Genomic DNA, 17,337 nt, shown 5'->3' on the forward strand with positions numbered 1-17,337 from the left:
CTATCATCACCCCTTCTTTTCCGCTCTCTCCCCCATTTCGTGGACTCGGTCACACCTCGCTTTCTCACTGTTGCGCTTTACCAGTTTGTCGATCTGCCCGACTGCGCCACGCTGCGCGCGCCCCTGCAGACACTGTGCGACGAGCGCGGCGTGCGCGGCATGCTGCTGCTGGCGCCCGAGGGCATCAACGGCACCATTGCGGGTGCACCCGCCGATGTGTTGGCCGTGCTCACCTGGCTGCGCAGCGATGCCCGCTTTGCGAACCTGCAGCACAAAGAAGCCCCCACCGACCGCCAACCGTTCTACCGCATGCGCGTGCGCCTCAAGCGCGAGATCGTCACCCTGGGAGTGCCGGGCCTGAACCCCGCGCGCAACGCGGGCACCTATGTGAAGCCCGAGGACTGGAACGCCCTCATCGACGACCCCGGCGTGGTGGTGGTGGACACGCGCAACGACTACGAAGTGGGCATTGGAACGTTTGAACGCGCCATCAACCCCCACACCAAGAGCTTTGCCGAGTTCCCGGCCTGGGTGGGGCAGCAGTCGCAGCCCGGCGGCGTGCTGGCGGGTAACCCGCGCGTGGCCATGTTCTGCACGGGCGGCATACGGTGCGAGAAATCCACCGCCTACCTCAAATCGCAGGGCTTTGACGAGGTGTACCACTTGGAAGGCGGCATCCTCAAATACCTGGAAACCGTGCCCGAAGAAGACAGCCTGTGGCATGGCGACTGCTTCGTGTTTGACGAACGTGTGTCGGTGGGCCACGGCCTGGCTCCGGGGCACCACCAACTGTGCCGCTCTTGCCGCATGCCACTGGGCGAGGCCGAGCTGCAGTCGCCGCATTACGTGCGCGGCGTGAGCTGCCCGTATTGCCACGGCACGCGCACACCCGAGCAGGAACGCGCGCTGGCAGAGCGGCAACGCCAGATGGACCTGGCGGATCAGCGCGGGCAAGCGCATATCGGCGCGCGGCAACCGGGCAACCGAGCGCGATTCAGCTCCAGCGACGACAAAAATGATCGCGAGGACGACTCCGCGTGAGCGCTGCCCTGCCCGTCCTCTATTCCTTTCGTCGCTGCCCCTACGCCATGCGCGCCCGGCTGGCGCTGGCTGTCAGTGGCCAGGCCTGCGAACTGCGCGAGGTGGTGTTGCGCAACAAGCCACAGGGCCTGCTGCACGCCTCACCCAAGGGCACTGTGCCCGTGCTGGTGCTGCCGAGTGGCCAGGTGCTGGAGCAGAGCCTGGAGATCATGCTGTGGGCGCTGGTGCAGCACGACCCCGAGGGCTGGCTCATCCCCAGCCACGGCAATCTGCAGGACATGCTGGCGCTAATTGCCGAATGCGATGGCCCGTTCAAGCAGGCGCTGGACCGGTGCAAATATCCCAGCCGCTACCCCGATGCCGACATCGGCGCAGAACGCGCCCGCGCCGTGGCCTGGCTGGGGGGGCTGGAGGCGCGTCTCTGGCCGGACCAGCCCTATCTGTTCGGCACCCATGCGGCCCTGGCCGATATGGCGATTGCGCCTTTTGTACGGCAGTTTGCAGGCATTGATGCCGATTGGTGGGCCGCACAGCCCTGGCCCCGCCTGCAAGCCTGGCTGGCGCAGTGGCAGGCCAGCGATCTTTTGGCCAGCGTGATGCACAAGCTACCCGCATGGGTGGATGGGACAGAGGGTGTGCTGTTTGCGCGTCCGGCAAAGAGGCTCGCGCCTGGGGCCGCCACCGCACGGCCAGACTCCGAAGGACGCTGACATGGTGGGGTCTGTTCTCGTCGGCATGCTGTGTGCTCACCTGCTGTGCTTCGCGGTGATGTTTTTGCTCATCAGCAAGCGCTTGCAGGGCAAGAAGATGGGCATGGATTTTTTTGCCATGGGCAACTTGCTGCTGGGGCTTGCCTATGTGCTGCAGTTGGTGGAAGGCGGCCCGGCCTGGAGCATGATGAGCGTGGTCAACCACACCCTCACCCTGGCGGCCCCGATCACCTATGGCCTCGGGGTCATGCGGTTCTTTGGATTTCCCGCGCCGCTGTGGCGGCCGCTGGCGGCATTTGTGCTCGCCTACTCCGCCGCACAGGCACTGATTCAGTGGAGCTTGGGGCCGGTCGCCCGCTACGCCATGCTGTCCGGGATGTCTGCGCTGCTGTTCCTGGTCATGACGCTCGCGGCACTCTATGGTGTTCGCACATTCGCCAAGCACCTGTACCGCGAAATGGCATTTTTCGCGCTCCTGATCAGTGGCATCTGCATTCTGAACGCAATCAAGTTCATAAGGCTACTCCAGGGCGGACTGGAAGTGCTGCACATGGACAGCAGCTTTCAGATGGTGTTCTACATCTATATGTCGTCCCTGGCGACGGTGGTGCCACCCTTCATGATTTGGCTGGTGTTCCGGCGCCTGACCGATGATCTGAGCCAGATGGCGGCGCGCGATCCCATGACGCAACTGCTCAATCGCCGGGGGCTTTCAGAAGCGCTGGAGCAACACTTCAACCTCCACAACGTCGCGCCCGCTTACTTGCTGCTGCTGGACGTGGACCACTTCAAACGCATCAACGACACCTACGGACACCAGGCTGGCGACACCGTGCTGCGCCATGTTGCAGATGTGCTGCGCACCACCGTGCGCCGAGGCGACCTGACGGGCCGCATAGGAGGAGAAGAGTTTGTGGCTGTCTGCCTCGACAGTGATGATGTCGGCGTCGTGCAGTTGGCAGAACGACTGCGCGCAGCGGTCGAAGAACAGGCCATTCACGTGAGCGGCCACGACAAACCGCTGCACTGCACCGTCACCATTGGTGTGTCACCCCGGTTCGCCAACGGCCACGCCTTGGAGAAGGCCCTGCGGGCTGCCGATGTCGCGCTTTACCAGGGCAAGGCAGCTGGGCGCAACCGGATCGAGAAGGCCCATGCATTCGCTGATATCGCACCATTGCCAGGCGCTGGCGCCTCTGCGACTACCTGATCGAATGCTCCCGAAACCTGGATTCTCAGCGTGAAGACCTGCCATGCCAACGCAAAAAAAATGACGCTCACAAGGAGCGCCTTTTTTTCTGATGCAAGTTACGGGCTACGACAAGCGAGCCGACCCCGGCGCATCAAGCCATCGAGTAACCGGAACCCCGACGATTGCCGCTGGTGAACCCGCGCACCAACAGCGCCAGCAGCACCACCGCAAACCCCACAAAACACACAAACGACCAGTTGGCTATCGAGCCACCCAGGAACGTCCAGTCAATCGCAGCGCAGTCACCGGAGCCCCGGAAGATCATGGGGATGGCGCGGCTGATGGGATAGTTTTCGATCATGCCGTAGAAGTCGCGGCCGCAGGTGGCGACTTCGGGTGGGTACCACTGCAGCCAGCTCTGGCGGGCCGCCACGAAGGCGCCGAAGCCGGATGCGATCAGGGCCAGCGCGCCCCAGCCCATCCACCAGCCTTTTGAGCCCCTAGCGCTTGCCAGACCTGTGAAGATTGCTACACCAATGAGAGCATAGCGCTGCACGATGCACATGGGACAAGGCTCCAGGCCCACCACATGCTGCAAGTACATGCCAAAAGCCAGCATCGCCACACAAGCCACGCTGATCAGTGCCAGCACGCGGCGCGGGGCCTGATCGATCCAGTTCAACACCATCATTCTTATCCCTCATCCAATAGCCATTGCAAACGGTGCCGCCTCCGAAACGGGCGCGGCCCATGCCAGTACACCCGTGGATCTGGCTCCGCCAGTCCACCGGGTGCGCCCCCTCAGGGGGAAGACGCGCAGCGGCTCAGGGGGAGTCAGATTCCAGCGGCGTGATCCAAGAACACGCGGGCGCGGCGCGGTGTCACCACCAGCGTTTCACCCTCCTTGAAACCCATTTCCTTGAACTGCTGCGCAGGGATCTGCGCTTCGATCAAGTGGTCTGGGGACGCATTGTCCGCTGGTTTGTGGTCGTCGGAGGGAATAAGTTCCAGCCGCGCAATCGGGCCCACCACAATGGCGCGGCTCAGTTGGGCCACGATGCCGCGCGGGCGACCTTGGGCGTCGAGCCCGGCGCCGGGCGAATAGCGCTCCACATCCAGGTCGTGCGGCCGCACATAGGCAAAGGCCTTGGCATTTTGCGCCTGGCTGTGTTCGGGCGAGTCGATCTGCATGCCGTCGAGGTGCACCAGGCCTTCATGGGCGCGGCCGTGGAACAGGTTCACATCACCCAAAAAGCCATACACAAACGGGCTGGCTGGCTGGTCCCATACCTGCTGGGGCGAGCCGCTTTGCTCAATGCGGCCTTGGTTGATCACCACCACGCGGTCGGCCACTTCCAGCGCTTCTTCCTGGTCATGGGTCACGAAGATCGAGGTGACATGCAGTTCGTCGTGCAGGCGGCGCAGCCAGCGGCGCAGTTCCTTGCGCACCTTGGCGTCCAGGGCTCCGAAGGGCTCGTCCAGCAGCAGCACCTTGGGTTCCACCGCCAGGGCACGGGCCAGGGCGATGCGCTGGCGCTGGCCGCCGGACAGCTGCGAGGGATAGCGCTCGGCCAACCAGTCGAGCTGCACGAGCTTGAGCAGGTCAGTCACCTTTTGCTTGATCTGCGCCTCGCTCGGTCGCTCACTGCGGGGCTTGACGCGCAGGCCGAAGGCCACGTTCTCGAACACCGTCATGTGGCGAAACAGCGCGTAGTGCTGGAACACGAAGCCCACGTTGCGCTCGCGCACGTGCACATCGGTGGTGTCTTCGCCGCTGAAATGGATGGTGCCCACATCGGCCGTCTCCAGGCCCGCGATGATGCGCAGCAGCGTGGTCTTGCCGCAGCCCGAGGGGCCCAGCAGCGCGATGAGTTCGCCCGACGCGATATCGAGGCTCACATCGCGCAGCGCCTGGAAGTCGCCGAATTGCTTGCTGACGTTACGGATTTCAATGCTCATGGTCTTCTTCCTTCAGCGGGCGGTTGGCAAAGGCGCGGGCCGCTCGGGGGGCAATTCGGCAGCCGCCTTCAGCGCCTGCTCGTTGCGGTGCTCTGCAATGGTCTTGATCACCAGGGTGACGAGCGCCAGCAGCGCCAGCAGCGAGGCCGCCGCAAACGCAGCCACCGACTGGTATTCGTTGTAGAGAATCTCGACGTGCAGCGGGATGGTGTTGGTCTGCCCACGGATGTGGCCCGACACCACGGATACCGCGCCAAACTCGCCCATGGCCCGCGCATTGCACAGGATCACGCCGTACAGCAGGCCCCACTTGATGTTGGGCAGCGTCACGTACCAGAAGGTCTGCCAGCCGGTGGCGCCCAGCACGATGGCGGCCTGCTCCTCGTCGTTGCCCTGCGCCTGCATCAGCGGGATCAGCTCACGCGCGATGAACGGGAAGGTCACAAATACGGTGGCCAGCACGATGCCCGGCACGGCAAAGATGATCTTGATGTCGTGTGCCTGCAGCCAGGGGCCAAACCAGCCCTGTGCGCCGAACATCAGCACATAGATCAGGCCCGCCACCACGGGCGACACCGAGAACGGCAGGTCCACCAACGTGGTCAAGAACGCCTTGCCCTTGAACTCGTACTTGGCAATGCACCAGGCCGCTGCCACGCCAAACACCAGGTTCAGCGGCACCGCAATCAGCGCGGTGATGAGTGTGAGCTTGATGGCCGACCAGGCGTCGGGTTCACGCAGGCCGTCGAGGTACGCGCCAAAGCCTTTGCGCAGCGCCTCGGCGAACACGGCGGCCAGCGGCAACACCAGGAACAGCAGCATGAAGGCGAGCGCGACAGCAATCAGGGTGTAGCGCACCCACGGCGATTCGGTCGTGCCCGCTTGGGCGCGGCGTATGGTTCGGGAGTTGTTGCCGCTCATGCTGGAGCCCCCGCATGGCGACGCTGCCATGCCTGTAGTGCGTTGATGACCAAGAGCAGGATGAACGAGATCACGAGCATCACCACGGCCACGGCCGTGGCGCCTGCGTAGTCGTACTGCTCCAGCTTGCCGATGATGATCAGCGGCGTGATCTCCGACACCATGGGCATGTTGCCCGCGATGAAGATGACCGAACCGTACTCCCCCACCGCCCGCGCAAATGCCATGGCAAAGCCAGTGAGCAGTGCAGGGGTGATGGAGGGCAGGATGACCTTGGTGAAGGTTTGCAGGCGCGTGGCACCCAGGCAGGTGGCGGCTTCTTCCAGCTCCTTCTCGGCATCTTCGAGCACGGGCTGCACGGTGCGCACCACAAACGGCAGGCCGATGAAAATCAGCGCAATCACGATACCCGCAGGCTTGAACGCGAGCTGAATGCCCATGGGCTCCAGAATCTGCCCGACCCAGCCATTGCCTGCCAACAGTGCGGTCAGCGAGATGCCGGCCACAGCGGTGGGCAGCGCAAACGGCAGGTCCACCAGCGCGTCCACGATCTTCTTGCCCGGAAACTTGTAGCGCACCAGCACCCACGCGATCAGCAGGCCAAACACCAGGTTGACCAGCGCCGCGAGAAACGATGCGCCAAAGGTCAGCCGGTACGAGGCCATCACGCGCGGTGCGCTGATGGCCGCCCAGAATTGCTCCCAGGTGAGCGTGAAGGTCTTGAAAATCAGTGCCGACAGCGGGATCAGCACGATGATGCTCAGGTAAAAGAGCGTGTAGCCCAGCGTCAGGCCGAAGCCTGGCAGCACCTTCTTGGCGCTCTTATTTCTAGTCATAGGAAGCTATTTGTTTACGCAGCGCTTAAAAACTGGCGTGACCTGAGCCAGCGGACGCCGCGCAAGGGCCGCCCCGCCGCGCTGGCGTCGTCCCCCCTCCCGGAGCGCGCAGCGCGCAGAGAGGGGGAAGCCGAGAAGCGGTTAAGGGGGGTGTTCACTTCGTGTACAGCTTGTCGAACTGTCCGCCGTCGTTGAAGTGCACCTTCTGCGCTTCGGTCAGCGAGCCGAAGTACTTGGCCACGGTGAATTGCTTGAGCGGCTTGAAGGTGGCTTCGTACTTCTTGAGCACCTTTTCCGAGCGGGGGCGGATGGCATGCTTGGCGGCGATCTCCTGCGCCTCCTCCGAATACAGGTAGTCCAGGTAGGCTTTGGCCAGCTGGGCCGTACCCTTCTTGGCCACGGTGCGCTCCACCACGGCCACAGGGTTCTCGGCCACCACGCTCACCGACGGGTAGATCGCATCGACCTTGCCGGCGCCGAATTCGCGGTCGATGGAGACCACCTCGGATTCGAACGTGATCAGCACATCGCCCTGGTTGCGTTGCAGGAAGGTGGCCGTGGCGTCACGTCCACCCTTGGCCAGGATGGGCACGTTCTTGTAGAGCTTGCCCACAAACTCGGCGGCCTGCGCCTCGGTGCCACCCTTTTCACGCACGGCGCCCCAGGCAGCCAGATAGGCATAACGGCCGTTGCCGCCGGTCTTGGGGTTCACCACGATCACCTGCACGCCGGGCTTGATGAGGTCTTCCCAGTCCTTGATGCCTTTGGGGTTGCCGTTGCGCACCAGGAACAGCATGGTCGAGGTGGTGGGCGATGCATCGTGCGGAAACTTCTTGGCCCAGTCCTTGGCCACCACGCCGCTGTCGGCCAGGAACTGCACGTCGGTGGTGGTGTTCATGGTCACCACGTCGGCGGCCAGGCCGTCGTTCACGGCACGCGCCTGGGCGCTGGAGCCGGCGTGCGACTGGTCGATCTTCACGTCCTGGCCAGTGGTCTTCTTGTAGTGCGCGGCAAAGGCGGCGTTGTAGTCCTTGTAGAACTCGCGGGCCACGTCATACGACACGTTCAACAGGGAATTCTGTGCGGCAGCCATGCCGCTGGCGGCCAGGGCCAGGGAGGCAAGAAGGGTCTTGAGTTTCAAAGAAGTCATGGTGGTGTCGCCCAAAAAATACTGGAGATGGCGCATTGTGCGGAGGCGCCCTTAAAACTCAAAAGAATATATTCTTGTTAATTAATCGTATATTGGTATATGGATTTTTCATCGACCGCCGCAGGTCGATTGCATGCCTGCCCGGGTAGCCAACCCGTACGCGGCGCTTCAAGCCAAATAAGCCGCTAGCGCTTTAATATCAAGCGCCAATAGCTATCAAAATTACAGCAATCAGGCCGCTGCAGACGATGCGTGTGTTGGGGCGGCAGGCTGCTGCGGCACGGCGTGGTCGCCTTCCAGCGATTGCAGCAATGCCCAGCCCAGGGGCCATTCGCCATGGCCCGAGTCGATGTTGATGTGCCCGGCGTTTTGCATGCGCACGAACTCGCTGCCCCAGGCCCTGGCATAGGCGCCCGCCAGGCGGATGGGGCAAAAAGGGTCGTTGCTGCTGGCCACCACAATGCTGCGGTAGGGCAGCGCGGCGTAGGGCACGGGCGCAAAGTCGCTCAGGATGGCGCGGCGCTCGGGGTCTGCAGGGGCCACCAGCAGCGCGCCACACACGCGGGCCGCTGCCTCGGGGCCCATATGAGAGGTAGCGATGCAGCCCAGGCTGTGCGCCACGATCACCACGGGGTTCGGCGCGGCCAAAACGGTCTTTTCCAGTTGCCCCACCCAGGCCGTCCGGGTGGGCGTGATCCAGTCGTCCTGCACCACGCGGCGCGCATTGGGCAGGCGCTCGGCCCACAGGCTTTGCCAGTGTCCGGGGCCAGAGTCGCGCCAGCCGGGGACGATGATGATGGAGATGGTAGGGGTCACAGCACTTGCATTCTGCGAGCCGCACCTTAAAACCCAAACGACTTAATTCTTGTTATTTAATCGCCAAAACATCTAAAAAAGCCTCAACTCCTGCCCAGACAAACAAGCATTGACTATCGAGTAGATAAATTAAACCAAACGGTTTAATTTACAACTAGTCAGTACAATGTAACTAAATGCAAACAATTTGCTGTGGTCTGCCCCTCCAACTGGGACGCCTGGCGGTATGTATGGGCAACGTCGCCCCAAGACATCTTCAAGAGGCACCTTCAATGCACACATGGAAAATCAGCCAGCGCCTGATGGCGGGCTTCGGCCTGGTCATCGTGGCTTTGCTCGGAATGTCGGTCTACAGCGTGCTCATTGCACGGGGCATCGATGGCGCATTGACCGCCAATGCCACGCAAAACGCTGTCATTCAGCGCGCTGCCATCAACTTCCGGGGTTCGGCCCACGACCGCTCCATCGCGGTGCGGGACGTGGTGCTGGCACCCAACGACGAGGCGCGCAAAAAAGAGATTGAATCCATCGCGCGGCTGGCCGACTTTTATGCCCAGTCCGCCACGCAACTCGACAACGTGCTGAAAACCGTAAAAGAGGTCCCACCCGAAGTGGGCCCCATGGTGCAAGCGCTCAAGGACATCGAAGCACGCACGGTGGCCACCACCAGCAAGGTGGTTGCACTGATGCAGGCTGGCGACCGCGCGGGCGCCGAAGCCCTGCTCTGGGCCGAGGCCAAACCGCAGTACGAGCAATGGCTGGCCGCAGCCAACAAGCTCATCGACTACGAGGAAGGCCGCATCATCAAGAACAGCCAGACGGCCAACCAGGACGCCAGCCAATTCACCGGCGTGATGCTGTCCATCACCCTGCTGGCCGTGCTGATCAGCGTGGCGGTGACAGTGCTGGTATCGCGCAGCATTGGCCGCGAGCTGGGGGCAGAGCCCAGCGAAGTGCGCGCCGTGGTGCAGGCCATCCAGCAAGGCAATCTGACGGCGCACGTGCAGGTCAAGGCGGGCGACACCGGCAGCGTGATGGTGGCCGTGCGCGACATGCAACAGCGCTTTCATGAACTGGTCTCGGCCGTGCGCGACAACATTGCGCAGCTGCGCACCACCAGCGATGACATCAGCAGTGGCAACCAGAACCTGGGCCACCGCACCGAACAAGCCGCCAGCAGCCTGGAGCAAACCGCCGCCAGCATGGAAGAGCTGACCGCCACCGTGCGCCAGAGCGCCGACTCGGCCCGCCAGGCCAACCAACTGGCCACCACCGCCGCCAGCACCGCCACCAAGGGTGGCGAGGTGATGCAGCAGGTGGTGAGCACCATGCAGGACATCCACCACAGCAGCCAGAAGATCGCCGACATCATCGGCGTGATCGACGGCATTGCGTTCCAGACCAACATCCTGGCGCTGAACGCTGCCGTGGAAGCAGCGCGCGCGGGTGAACAGGGGCGCGGCTTTGCGGTGGTGGCCACCGAGGTGCGCAGCCTGGCGCAACGCAGCGCCGAGGCCGCCAAGGAGATCAAGGCGCTGATCCAGTCCAGCGTCGAAAAAGTGGACTCGGGCACCCAGCTCGTGGCCAACGCTGGTGACACCATGAACGAGATCGTGCAAGGCGTGCAGCGCGTGAACGGCATCATCGGCGAGATCAGCACCGCCGCTGCCGAGCAGAGCGACGGCATCTCGCAGGTCAACGTGGCCGTGACCCAGCTGGACCAGATGACGCAGCAAAACGGCGCGCTGGTGGGTGAAAGCACCGCTGCCGCAGAGAACCTGCGCCAGCAGGCCCAGCGCCTGGCAGAGCTGGTGGCCGTGTTCCAGGTCAGCGGCAGCGCTGCAGCAGGCATGGGCACACGCGCCACAGCGAGTCACCGGGGCAATGCCCTGCCCACCACCAGCGTGCGACGCCTAGCTCACTGAGACCGCAGTGCGAACGGTAGGCCCGCAAGCTTGGGTGCGATGCAGTGCTGAAAACTATTTTTGATTTTTTTCGGCACCTCTCAACCCCATTGACCCACCCCGTTCGTTTCATACAGCACCACCACATTTTTTTGATGGAGCTGCTATGAAACCCCGTTCGCTCACCCTGCCCGCCCTCGCCGCCCTGACGGCATTGCTGGGCCTGGCCCACCTTCCTGCCCAGGCCATTGGCCGCCTGGCTGATGTCACCATCGTGGACCGTGACACCGGCGCCACGCTGCCGGTGCACTACGCCCGGGGCGAATACTGGGTGGCAGGGCGGCCCGGGGCGCGGTATGCCATCACGGTGCGCAACCGGCTGGGAGAGCGGGTGCTGGCTGTTCCCTCGGTGGACGGAGTCAATGTGCTCAGCAGCGAAACCGCTGCATGGGACCAGCGCGGGTATGTGTTCTCGCCGTACGAGCGCTACCAGATCACCGGCTGGCGCAAGAGCGACAGCCAGGTAGCGGCCTTCGAGTTTTCCCACATTGCCAACTCGTATGCCGCCCGCACGGGCCGCCCGGCGCATGTGGGCGTGATTGGCGTAGCACTGTTCCGCGAACAGCCGCCGGTGCCCCAGCCTGCCCCCGCCATCACCCCCGAGCCCTACAGCCAGCGCCGTGACAACGGCCACGGCCTCGGGCGCCTGCGGGAGGAACCCGCGTCACCCGCTGCCGCTGCACCGGCGGCCCCTGACCCATCGGCCGAATCCTCTGCCCGCTCGCAATCTGCCGACAGTGTGGCCAAGGCCGCCCCCATGCCTTCGGCCAAGCTGGGCACGGCGCACGGCCAGCGCGAGACCTCGGTCGTCACCCACACCAGCTTCACGCGCCTGCAGGAGCAGCCCAATGAAATCATCAGCATCCGCTACGACAGCCGCGAGAACCTGGTGGCCAGCGGCATCATCCGCGAACGGCCAGCGCGCATGCCGGTGCCCCGGGCATTCCCGCAATCGGACAACCTGTCCTATGTGCCGGACCCGAATTGACTGGGCCCGAGATAGCGGACCGGCCATGCGCAGCCGTCCCGCGCGCAGGTGAACGGGCGCCTCGCACAGTGCGCGGCGGCCGACTGCCCCTGATCCGACCCAGCCATTCCGCTCGTTTCACTCAGCACTAATAACATCGTCAAAGGGCCGCTATGAAAACCGGTTCCCCCACACTCCCTGCCCTCATCCATACCACCGTCACCGCGCTGGCCGTACTGCTCGCGCTGACCAGCTTGCCCGCCCAGGCCATCGGCCGCCTGGCCCAAGTCACTATCGTCAACCCCAAAACAGGCGCCAGGCTGCCGATGTACTACGCCAAGGGCCAATACTGGGTCGCTGGCCGACCTGGGGCCCAGTATGCGGTCACATTGCACAATCGCAGCGGCGACAGGGTGAATGTCGTGCTAATGGTGGATGGCGTCGACGTACTAACCGGTCAGACCGATGAGTTCACCGGTCAGAACGACGGGTGGAGACGGAGCGGCTATGTGTTCTTGCCCCATGCGCGCGATCGAATTGCCGGCTGGTACAAATCCAGCGGCACGTTGCCTCACTTCGAGTTCGCAAACGTTGCAAACTTCCACGCTGACCTCACTGCGCGCTCAACCAAGGTGGGCCTGATCCAGATTGCATTGTTCCGCCAGCGGATCATCGACCCCGTTGCACAGGTGAGGCCTGAACCGTCCGGCCAACGCCGCAACAAAGTTAGCAACGAAGACCGTCTGAGCGAGGAAGCCCCGCACGGGCAGCGCCGGACCCCGGTTGTGTCGCACCTCCTCGAAGAGGTCATCAGCATCCGTTACGACAGCCGCAAAAACCTGATTGCAAAAGGCGTGATCCGAAAGCGGCGTGCGCACCCGCCGGTACCACAAACCGTGCCGCAATCGGACAACGTGTCTTACGTACCAGATCCGAGGTAGGCCCTGAATGCAACCCCAGCGGATCTGCCCGCGAGCGCATGAGTCCCTCCCATAATGCGCGGGTGCCATCCACCCCATTCCCCGCCACCATGGAGGACTCTGACGAAGCGCTGATGTTGCGCTACGCCGCAGGAGAACTGGGCGCGTTCGATGTACTGTATGGGCGGCACGAACTGGCGGTGTGGCGGTTTGTGTTTCGCAGCGTCAAGGTGCAGGCCGTGGCCGATGACCTGCTGCAGGACGTGTGGTTTGCCGTGGCGCGCAATGCTGCCCGCTACGAGGTGAAAGCCAAGTTCCGCACCTGGCTGTTCACCCTGGCGCACCACCGGCTTGTGGACCACCTGCGCACCGCCAGGCACCACACCAGCCTGGATGCGAGCGACGACGATGCGCGCAGGCTGGCCGACACGCTGGTGGCCGACTCGGGCTTTGGGCCCGTGCGGCAACTACAGTCGCGCGAACAGGCGGCCGCGCTGATTGCGGCGGTGGAACAGTTGCCGCTGGAGCAGCGCGAGGCCTTCCTGCTGCAGGCCGAAGGCGACCTGGGCGTGCAGGAGATTGCCGAGGCCACCGGCGTGAATTTCGAAACCGCCAAGAGCCGCCTGCGCTACGCGCGGGCCAGCCTGCGCCAGCACCTCAAGGAGTTTGTATGAACCTGCAGGACGACGAGCTGGTCCGGCGCTACCACGAAGCCAGCGCGCAGGAAGGCGCCCGCCCCGGCGCGCATGTGCGCGAGGCCGTGCGCGCGCATGCACAGATGGTGGCGGCCGCCCACACTGCAGGCCCCGCTCCAACGCCTGAAGCCCCCGCCGCCAACCAGGCACGCTGGAAGATCTCGGCCCTGGCCACCGTGGCCGTGGTGGGCCTGACCGGTTTGCTGATGCTGCAGTTCGAACGCGGCACGCCCGAGGAGCGGGACACCGCATTCAGCCACCGCCGGGCCGAGGCGCCCGCACCTGCAGCCCAAACCGCCCCAGCCCCCGCGCCCTCGGCCGCCCCCGCACCCAAGCCCCTGCCAGAGGCCCTCCCCCCGCCTCCGTCGGCCGCATTGCCAGCCCCCCCCGACAGCGCACAGGAGCAGGAGCGCGCCCGCAACACCACCAGCCCGGCCACCGGGGCCGTGGCCCCCAAGTCCACCACGGCACCTTCGCCTGCGCACGCACCGACCCCCGCGCAGCCCTTAGCCAAGACCGCGCCAGCACCAACCCCGGCACCGACTCCAGCACCTGCCACGGCTGTGGCCCCCGCCCCCGCGTCTGCCTCCACAGCAGCCGCAGAAACTGAAACCCTGCACGCCCCCCGCGCAGCCGGAGCCATGTCTGGGTTCCCCGCATCGCCCTCCCCGGTCGCCGCCCCCAACGCCGAGAGCCGCGAGCACGCGGCAACAGCTCCCACAAAACAGCCCCCCCCACCAGCCGCGCCCGAGCCCCAGGCAGCGGCCGCTGCTGCAGCCCCGGCCGCCCGCAGCCCCCTGGCCGACTCTGTGGCCCGCGACAGCAACGGAGCAACCACCGCCTCCATGCAAAAACGCCTCGGGGCATCGTTGCCAGGCCACGTGTGGGACGCTGCCCGTGCGGGCAACCCCCAGCAGATAGAAAGCCTCGTCCGCCAGGGAACGTCTGTGGACGCCCGCGACAACGAGGGCAGAACCGCCTTGATGCTGGCAGCGATGAACGGCCACACCGCCACCGCCCAGAAGCTCCTGGCCCTGGGCGCCAACCCCCGGCTGGTGGACCGCGAGGGCCTGAATGCGGCGCAGTGGGCTGCGCAGCGGGGGCATACGCGCCTGGCCGAGTTGCTGGAGGCGGTGCGCTGAGGGCGGCGGTGATGAACTCAGCCCGAACGGTCTTCTGATTGATCAGCCGCGCATCGGCATCAGAACCGCACCGCCTCAAACGCCGGGTGCAGCGCGTCGATCCAATGGTCCAGTTCGTCCTGCGTTACATGCAGGTGGTCCATGCAGGCCTGCCCATGCTGCTGCCATTCGCGCGTGGGTGGCAGGTTGTCATGCTGGTTGACCAGAAACTCGGCCAGCAGGCCCAGGGCCACCAGGTGGCGTACGGTAGGGTCAAACCGCTCGTCATCGAGGCAGGCAAAGTCGTGGTGCAGCCAGATGGCTTGCGCTACGTCGCCTGGCAGGTGCCAGGTGCGCGCGACGATGGCGCCCATCACGGCGTGGTCGGTGCGGTGGCTGGCGTTTTCGGTCTGGGTGAAGGTGCGGTCCTTGCGCGCCAGGGCCTCGGTCACGGTGCCAGCATAGCCGCGCACCGCCTTCACCAACACCGGCATGCCCACATGGCAGAACAGACCGAAGCTGTAGCCCAGGCCCGGGTCAAAGCTGTAGAGCTGGTGGCCGATGTGTTCGCAGGCGATGGCGCGGCGCTGCGAGCTTTCCCAGAAATGCTCCAGCAACGGGGACCGCACCTGCAGCGCGTTGCGCGTGATGAAGGCCGATAGCAACTGCACCGCTGGCTGCAGCCCCAACACCGTGAGCGCCATGCCCACGGTCTGCACCGGCTGGGCCAGGCCATACAGCGGGCTGTTGGCCAGCCGCATGACGGCAGCGGCCAGGGCCACGTCGGAGGACGCCAATTGTTCCAGGGCCGCCGAATCCAGCTCGGGCTCGGCCATGATCTGCTGCAGGCGCAGCAACGATTCGGGGCACGGCGGAACCACGATGGCCCGCACGGCGGGGTGCACACGGGCCTGCCGGATGTCTTGGTCGATGGGGTGTGGAGCAGTCACAAAAAATCCCCGGGCCGCCGCGTGTGCTGAACACAGGGACGGGGGCAGCCCGCACAGTTGCAATTCGTTGCATTGTGGGGCCAAAAAGCGTGCCGCCCATTGAACCCGTGTACAAGCGCAGTCTTTGCGCTCAGCAACTCAGATATTCGCGCCGTCGAGCCCCTGCAGGGCCTGCCGCGTGCTCAGGCTGCTGCGCCCGGGCATGGCCTCGCCCAGGTAGTCCAGAAACCGCCGCACGGCGGGCGACAGCCCACGGCGCGAGGGGAACACCGCATGCACGATGGCGGGCGCGGGCGCCCAGTCAGGCAGCACCCGCACCAGCTTGCGCTCGCGCATTTCTTCCTGGCACATGTAGTCGGGCATCCAGCACACGCCGGTGCCCGCCACGGCGGCGTATTTGAGTGTGAGCAGGTCATCGGCCACATAGCGCGGCGTGTGCTGCACCATCTGGTGCACGCCGCCAGGGCCGATGAGATTCCAGATGGACCGGCCCTCGGGTGCCGACATGGCAATGCTGTCAAGCTTGGCCAGATCGTCCAGCGTCTTTGGCGTGCCCTGGCGGATCAGCAGCTCGGGGCTGGCCACCAGGATCTGCGTGGTGTGGTCCAGCCGCTTGACGACCATGCTGCCGCTGTCGTCCACCGAGGGGCGCACGCGCAGCGCCACGTCGATGCCCTCCTCCACCAGGTTCACCGCACGGTTGCTCACCAGCATGTCGATACGCACCTCGGGGTACTGGGCGAGAAACCGGGGCATCAGCTCGGCCACCACGGTCTGCGCCAGCGTCACCGGGCAACTCACGCGGATGGTGCCGCGCGGTGTGGTCTGCACCTGGGCCACAGTGTCGGCCGCAGCCTGGGCCGACTCGCGCATGGACTGGCAATGGCGCAAGTAGGCCTCGCCCACTTCGGTCAGCGACAGCTTGCGGGTGGTGCGTTGCAGCAGACGCACACCCAGCTGCGCCTCCAGGTCGGACACGCGCCGCGACAGGCGCGACTTGGGGATGCCGAGGGCGCGGCCCGCAGCGGCAAAGCCACCGCGCTCCACCACTTCGGCGAAATACAGCATGTCATTGAGGTCTTGCATGGTGGAAGTGCGGGTTGTAGCCACGCGCGATTCATTCGATGGATGGAACAATCTATCTCAAATTAACCACCTTATCAACAAACGGATGAACAACCACAATTCATCCCATGGCCACACGCTGTGGCTCCATCCACAGAACCCCAAGGAGTTTTTCATGCAACTGCTTCACGTCGATTCCGCCATCACCGGTGCCAACTCCGTTTCGCGACAGCTCACGGCACAGATCGTGGCCGCCTACAAAGCCAGCCATCCAGCCACCGAGGTGACCTACCTCGATCTGGTAGCCAACACCCCCGCACACTTCACAATGGACGCAATGACTCCGCGCACTGGCCAGACCGAAGGCTTGAGCGAAGCGCAAAAGCGCGAGAACGCGGTGTCCGAGCAACTGGTCAGCCAGTTTCTGGCAGCCGACGTGGTGGTGATTGGCGCACCGCTGTACAACTTCAGCATTCCCACCCAGCTCAAGGCCTGGATCGACCGGCTTGCCCAACCCGGCCGCACGTTCCAGTACACCGCCAACGGGCCCGAAGGCCTGGCCAAAGGCAAGACTGTGATCGTGGCCTCCACCCGGGGTGGCGTGTATTCCACCAGCGAAGGCGGCCAGGCCATGGAGCACCAGGAGAGCTACCTGAAGGTGGTGTTCGGCTTCTTCGGCATCACCGACGTGCGGTTTGTGCGCGCTGAAGGCGTGGCCATGGGCCCTGATGCCAAGGCCGCAGCCCTGGCTTCCGCCGAAGTGGAAATCACCAACCACACCGGCGCCGCAGCCAACCAGGCCAGCGTAGCGCAAGCGGCCTGAACGGCAACTGCAGGGCCCTGGGGACCCTCTGCACGAATCACCGCACCGTGTGCATCTGCGGACTCGGGTGGTCTGCGGTGTTGCAAAACCTCGCAATAGCTACAGCTATTGCTGCGTTTTGCGCCTGGCAGCCCCTCCAGATCCGCAGCGCACACTTACCGCTCGATTCGTGCAGAGGATCCCTAGTGTCCTGAGTTGGAAATTCAT

17 protein-coding genes are annotated in these 17,337 nt (G+C 64.5%); 9 read left to right on the forward strand and 8 right to left on the reverse strand.

The features are described 5' to 3' along the window. The first annotated feature begins 39 nt into the window (after window positions 1–39). From ACQ4MJ_RS09875 to ACQ4MJ_RS09885, 3 genes are read left to right on the forward strand one after another with little or no spacing between them, the layout of a single operon-like run. The gene (locus ACQ4MJ_RS09875) at window positions 40–1,041 is read left to right on the forward strand and encodes a rhodanese-related sulfurtransferase (protein ID WP_431152828.1); all 1,002 of its coding nucleotides are present in this window, start codon (window positions 40–42) and stop codon (window positions 1,039–1,041) included. 47 nt (window positions 1,042–1,088) lie between these two features. Then, entirely contained in the window at window positions 1,089–1,751 is a 663-nt protein-coding gene (locus tag ACQ4MJ_RS09880; RefSeq protein WP_431153088.1) for a glutathione S-transferase, read from the forward strand. 1 nt (window position 1,752) lies between these two features. Next, window positions 1,753–2,961: a GGDEF domain-containing protein gene (locus tag ACQ4MJ_RS09885; protein WP_228895948.1), complete on the forward strand. Its 1,209-nt coding sequence runs from the start codon at window positions 1,753–1,755 to the stop codon at window positions 2,959–2,961. Window positions 2,962–3,094: 133 nt separating this feature from the next. Here the strand turns inward: ACQ4MJ_RS09885 and ACQ4MJ_RS09890 are convergent, their stop codons facing one another. The 6 genes from ACQ4MJ_RS09890 to ACQ4MJ_RS09915 form a co-directional block, all read right to left on the reverse strand. After that, window positions 3,095–3,631 (reverse strand): disulfide bond formation protein B, encoded by a 537-nt coding sequence (locus tag ACQ4MJ_RS09890; RefSeq protein ID WP_199731376.1) that lies wholly within the window; start codon window positions 3,629–3,631, stop codon window positions 3,095–3,097. Between the two features lie 146 nt (window positions 3,632–3,777). Beyond that, window positions 3,778–4,902, reverse strand: a complete 1,125-nt coding sequence (locus ACQ4MJ_RS09895) for a sulfate/molybdate ABC transporter ATP-binding protein (protein WP_228895010.1) — start codon at window positions 4,900–4,902, stop codon at window positions 3,778–3,780. Window positions 4,903–4,914: 12 nt separating this feature from the next. Then, complete coding sequence (gene cysW / locus ACQ4MJ_RS09900; protein ID WP_431153087.1) at window positions 4,915–5,823, reverse strand: sulfate ABC transporter permease subunit CysW; 909 nt, start codon at window positions 5,821–5,823, stop codon at window positions 4,915–4,917. After that, window positions 5,820–6,659, reverse strand: a complete 840-nt coding sequence (gene cysT, locus ACQ4MJ_RS09905) for a sulfate ABC transporter permease subunit CysT (protein WP_431152827.1) — start codon at window positions 6,657–6,659, stop codon at window positions 5,820–5,822. The genes cysW and cysT overlap by 4 nt, the downstream gene beginning before the upstream one ends. A 154-nt stretch (window positions 6,660–6,813) precedes the next feature. Next, window positions 6,814–7,809, reverse strand: coding sequence for a sulfate ABC transporter substrate-binding protein (locus tag ACQ4MJ_RS09910; protein ID WP_431152826.1), 996 nt, complete (start codon window positions 7,807–7,809; stop codon window positions 6,814–6,816). Between the two features lie 231 nt (window positions 7,810–8,040). After that, a complete protein-coding gene (locus tag ACQ4MJ_RS09915; protein WP_431152825.1) occupies window positions 8,041–8,625 on the reverse strand; it encodes an RBBP9/YdeN family alpha/beta hydrolase in 585 nt (194 codons plus the stop codon). Between the two features lie 272 nt (window positions 8,626–8,897). On the opposite strand from ACQ4MJ_RS09915, the gene ACQ4MJ_RS09920 reads away from it, so the two are divergent. The 5 genes from ACQ4MJ_RS09920 (at window position 8,898) to ACQ4MJ_RS09940 (ending at window position 14,313) form a co-directional block, all read left to right on the forward strand. Further along, entirely contained in the window at window positions 8,898–10,550 is a 1,653-nt protein-coding gene (locus ACQ4MJ_RS09920; RefSeq protein ID WP_431152824.1) for a methyl-accepting chemotaxis protein, read from the forward strand. A gap of 145 nt (window positions 10,551–10,695) precedes the next feature. Further along, the gene (locus ACQ4MJ_RS09925; RefSeq protein ID WP_431152823.1) at window positions 10,696–11,577 is read left to right on the forward strand and encodes a hypothetical protein; all 882 of its coding nucleotides are present in this window, start codon (window positions 10,696–10,698) and stop codon (window positions 11,575–11,577) included. Between the two features lie 152 nt (window positions 11,578–11,729). Then, the gene (locus tag ACQ4MJ_RS09930; protein ID WP_431152822.1) at window positions 11,730–12,497 is read left to right on the forward strand and encodes a hypothetical protein; all 768 of its coding nucleotides are present in this window, start codon (window positions 11,730–11,732) and stop codon (window positions 12,495–12,497) included. Window positions 12,498–12,586: 89 nt separating this feature from the next. After that, window positions 12,587–13,150 carry a sigma-70 family RNA polymerase sigma factor gene (locus ACQ4MJ_RS09935; protein ID WP_218299675.1) on the forward strand — a complete coding sequence of 188 codons (564 nt, stop codon included), beginning with the start codon at window positions 12,587–12,589 and terminating at the stop codon, window positions 13,148–13,150. Beyond that, the gene (locus tag ACQ4MJ_RS09940; RefSeq protein WP_431152821.1) at window positions 13,147–14,313 is read left to right on the forward strand and encodes an ankyrin repeat domain-containing protein; all 1,167 of its coding nucleotides are present in this window, start codon (window positions 13,147–13,149) and stop codon (window positions 14,311–14,313) included. The genes ACQ4MJ_RS09935 and ACQ4MJ_RS09940 overlap by 4 nt, the downstream gene beginning before the upstream one ends. Before the next feature lie 59 nt (window positions 14,314–14,372). Here the strand turns inward: ACQ4MJ_RS09940 and ACQ4MJ_RS09945 are convergent, their stop codons facing one another. Further along, entirely contained in the window at window positions 14,373–15,242 is an 870-nt protein-coding gene (locus ACQ4MJ_RS09945) for an HDOD domain-containing protein (RefSeq protein WP_055397514.1), read from the reverse strand. 138 nt (window positions 15,243–15,380) lie between these two features. After that, window positions 15,381–16,328 (reverse strand): LysR family transcriptional regulator, encoded by a 948-nt coding sequence (locus ACQ4MJ_RS09950; protein WP_431152820.1) that lies wholly within the window; start codon window positions 16,326–16,328, stop codon window positions 15,381–15,383. Window positions 16,329–16,482: 154 nt separating this feature from the next. Between ACQ4MJ_RS09950 and ACQ4MJ_RS09955 the strand changes: the two genes are divergently transcribed. Continuing rightward, the gene (locus ACQ4MJ_RS09955; RefSeq protein WP_121419901.1) at window positions 16,483–17,130 is read left to right on the forward strand and encodes an FMN-dependent NADH-azoreductase; all 648 of its coding nucleotides are present in this window, start codon (window positions 16,483–16,485) and stop codon (window positions 17,128–17,130) included. The last annotated feature ends 207 nt before the right edge of the window (window positions 17,131–17,337 follow it).

The organism is Acidovorax facilis (assembly GCF_050626955.1).
GTDB classification, from domain to species: domain Bacteria; phylum Pseudomonadota; class Gammaproteobacteria; order Burkholderiales; family Burkholderiaceae_C; genus Acidovorax; species Acidovorax facilis.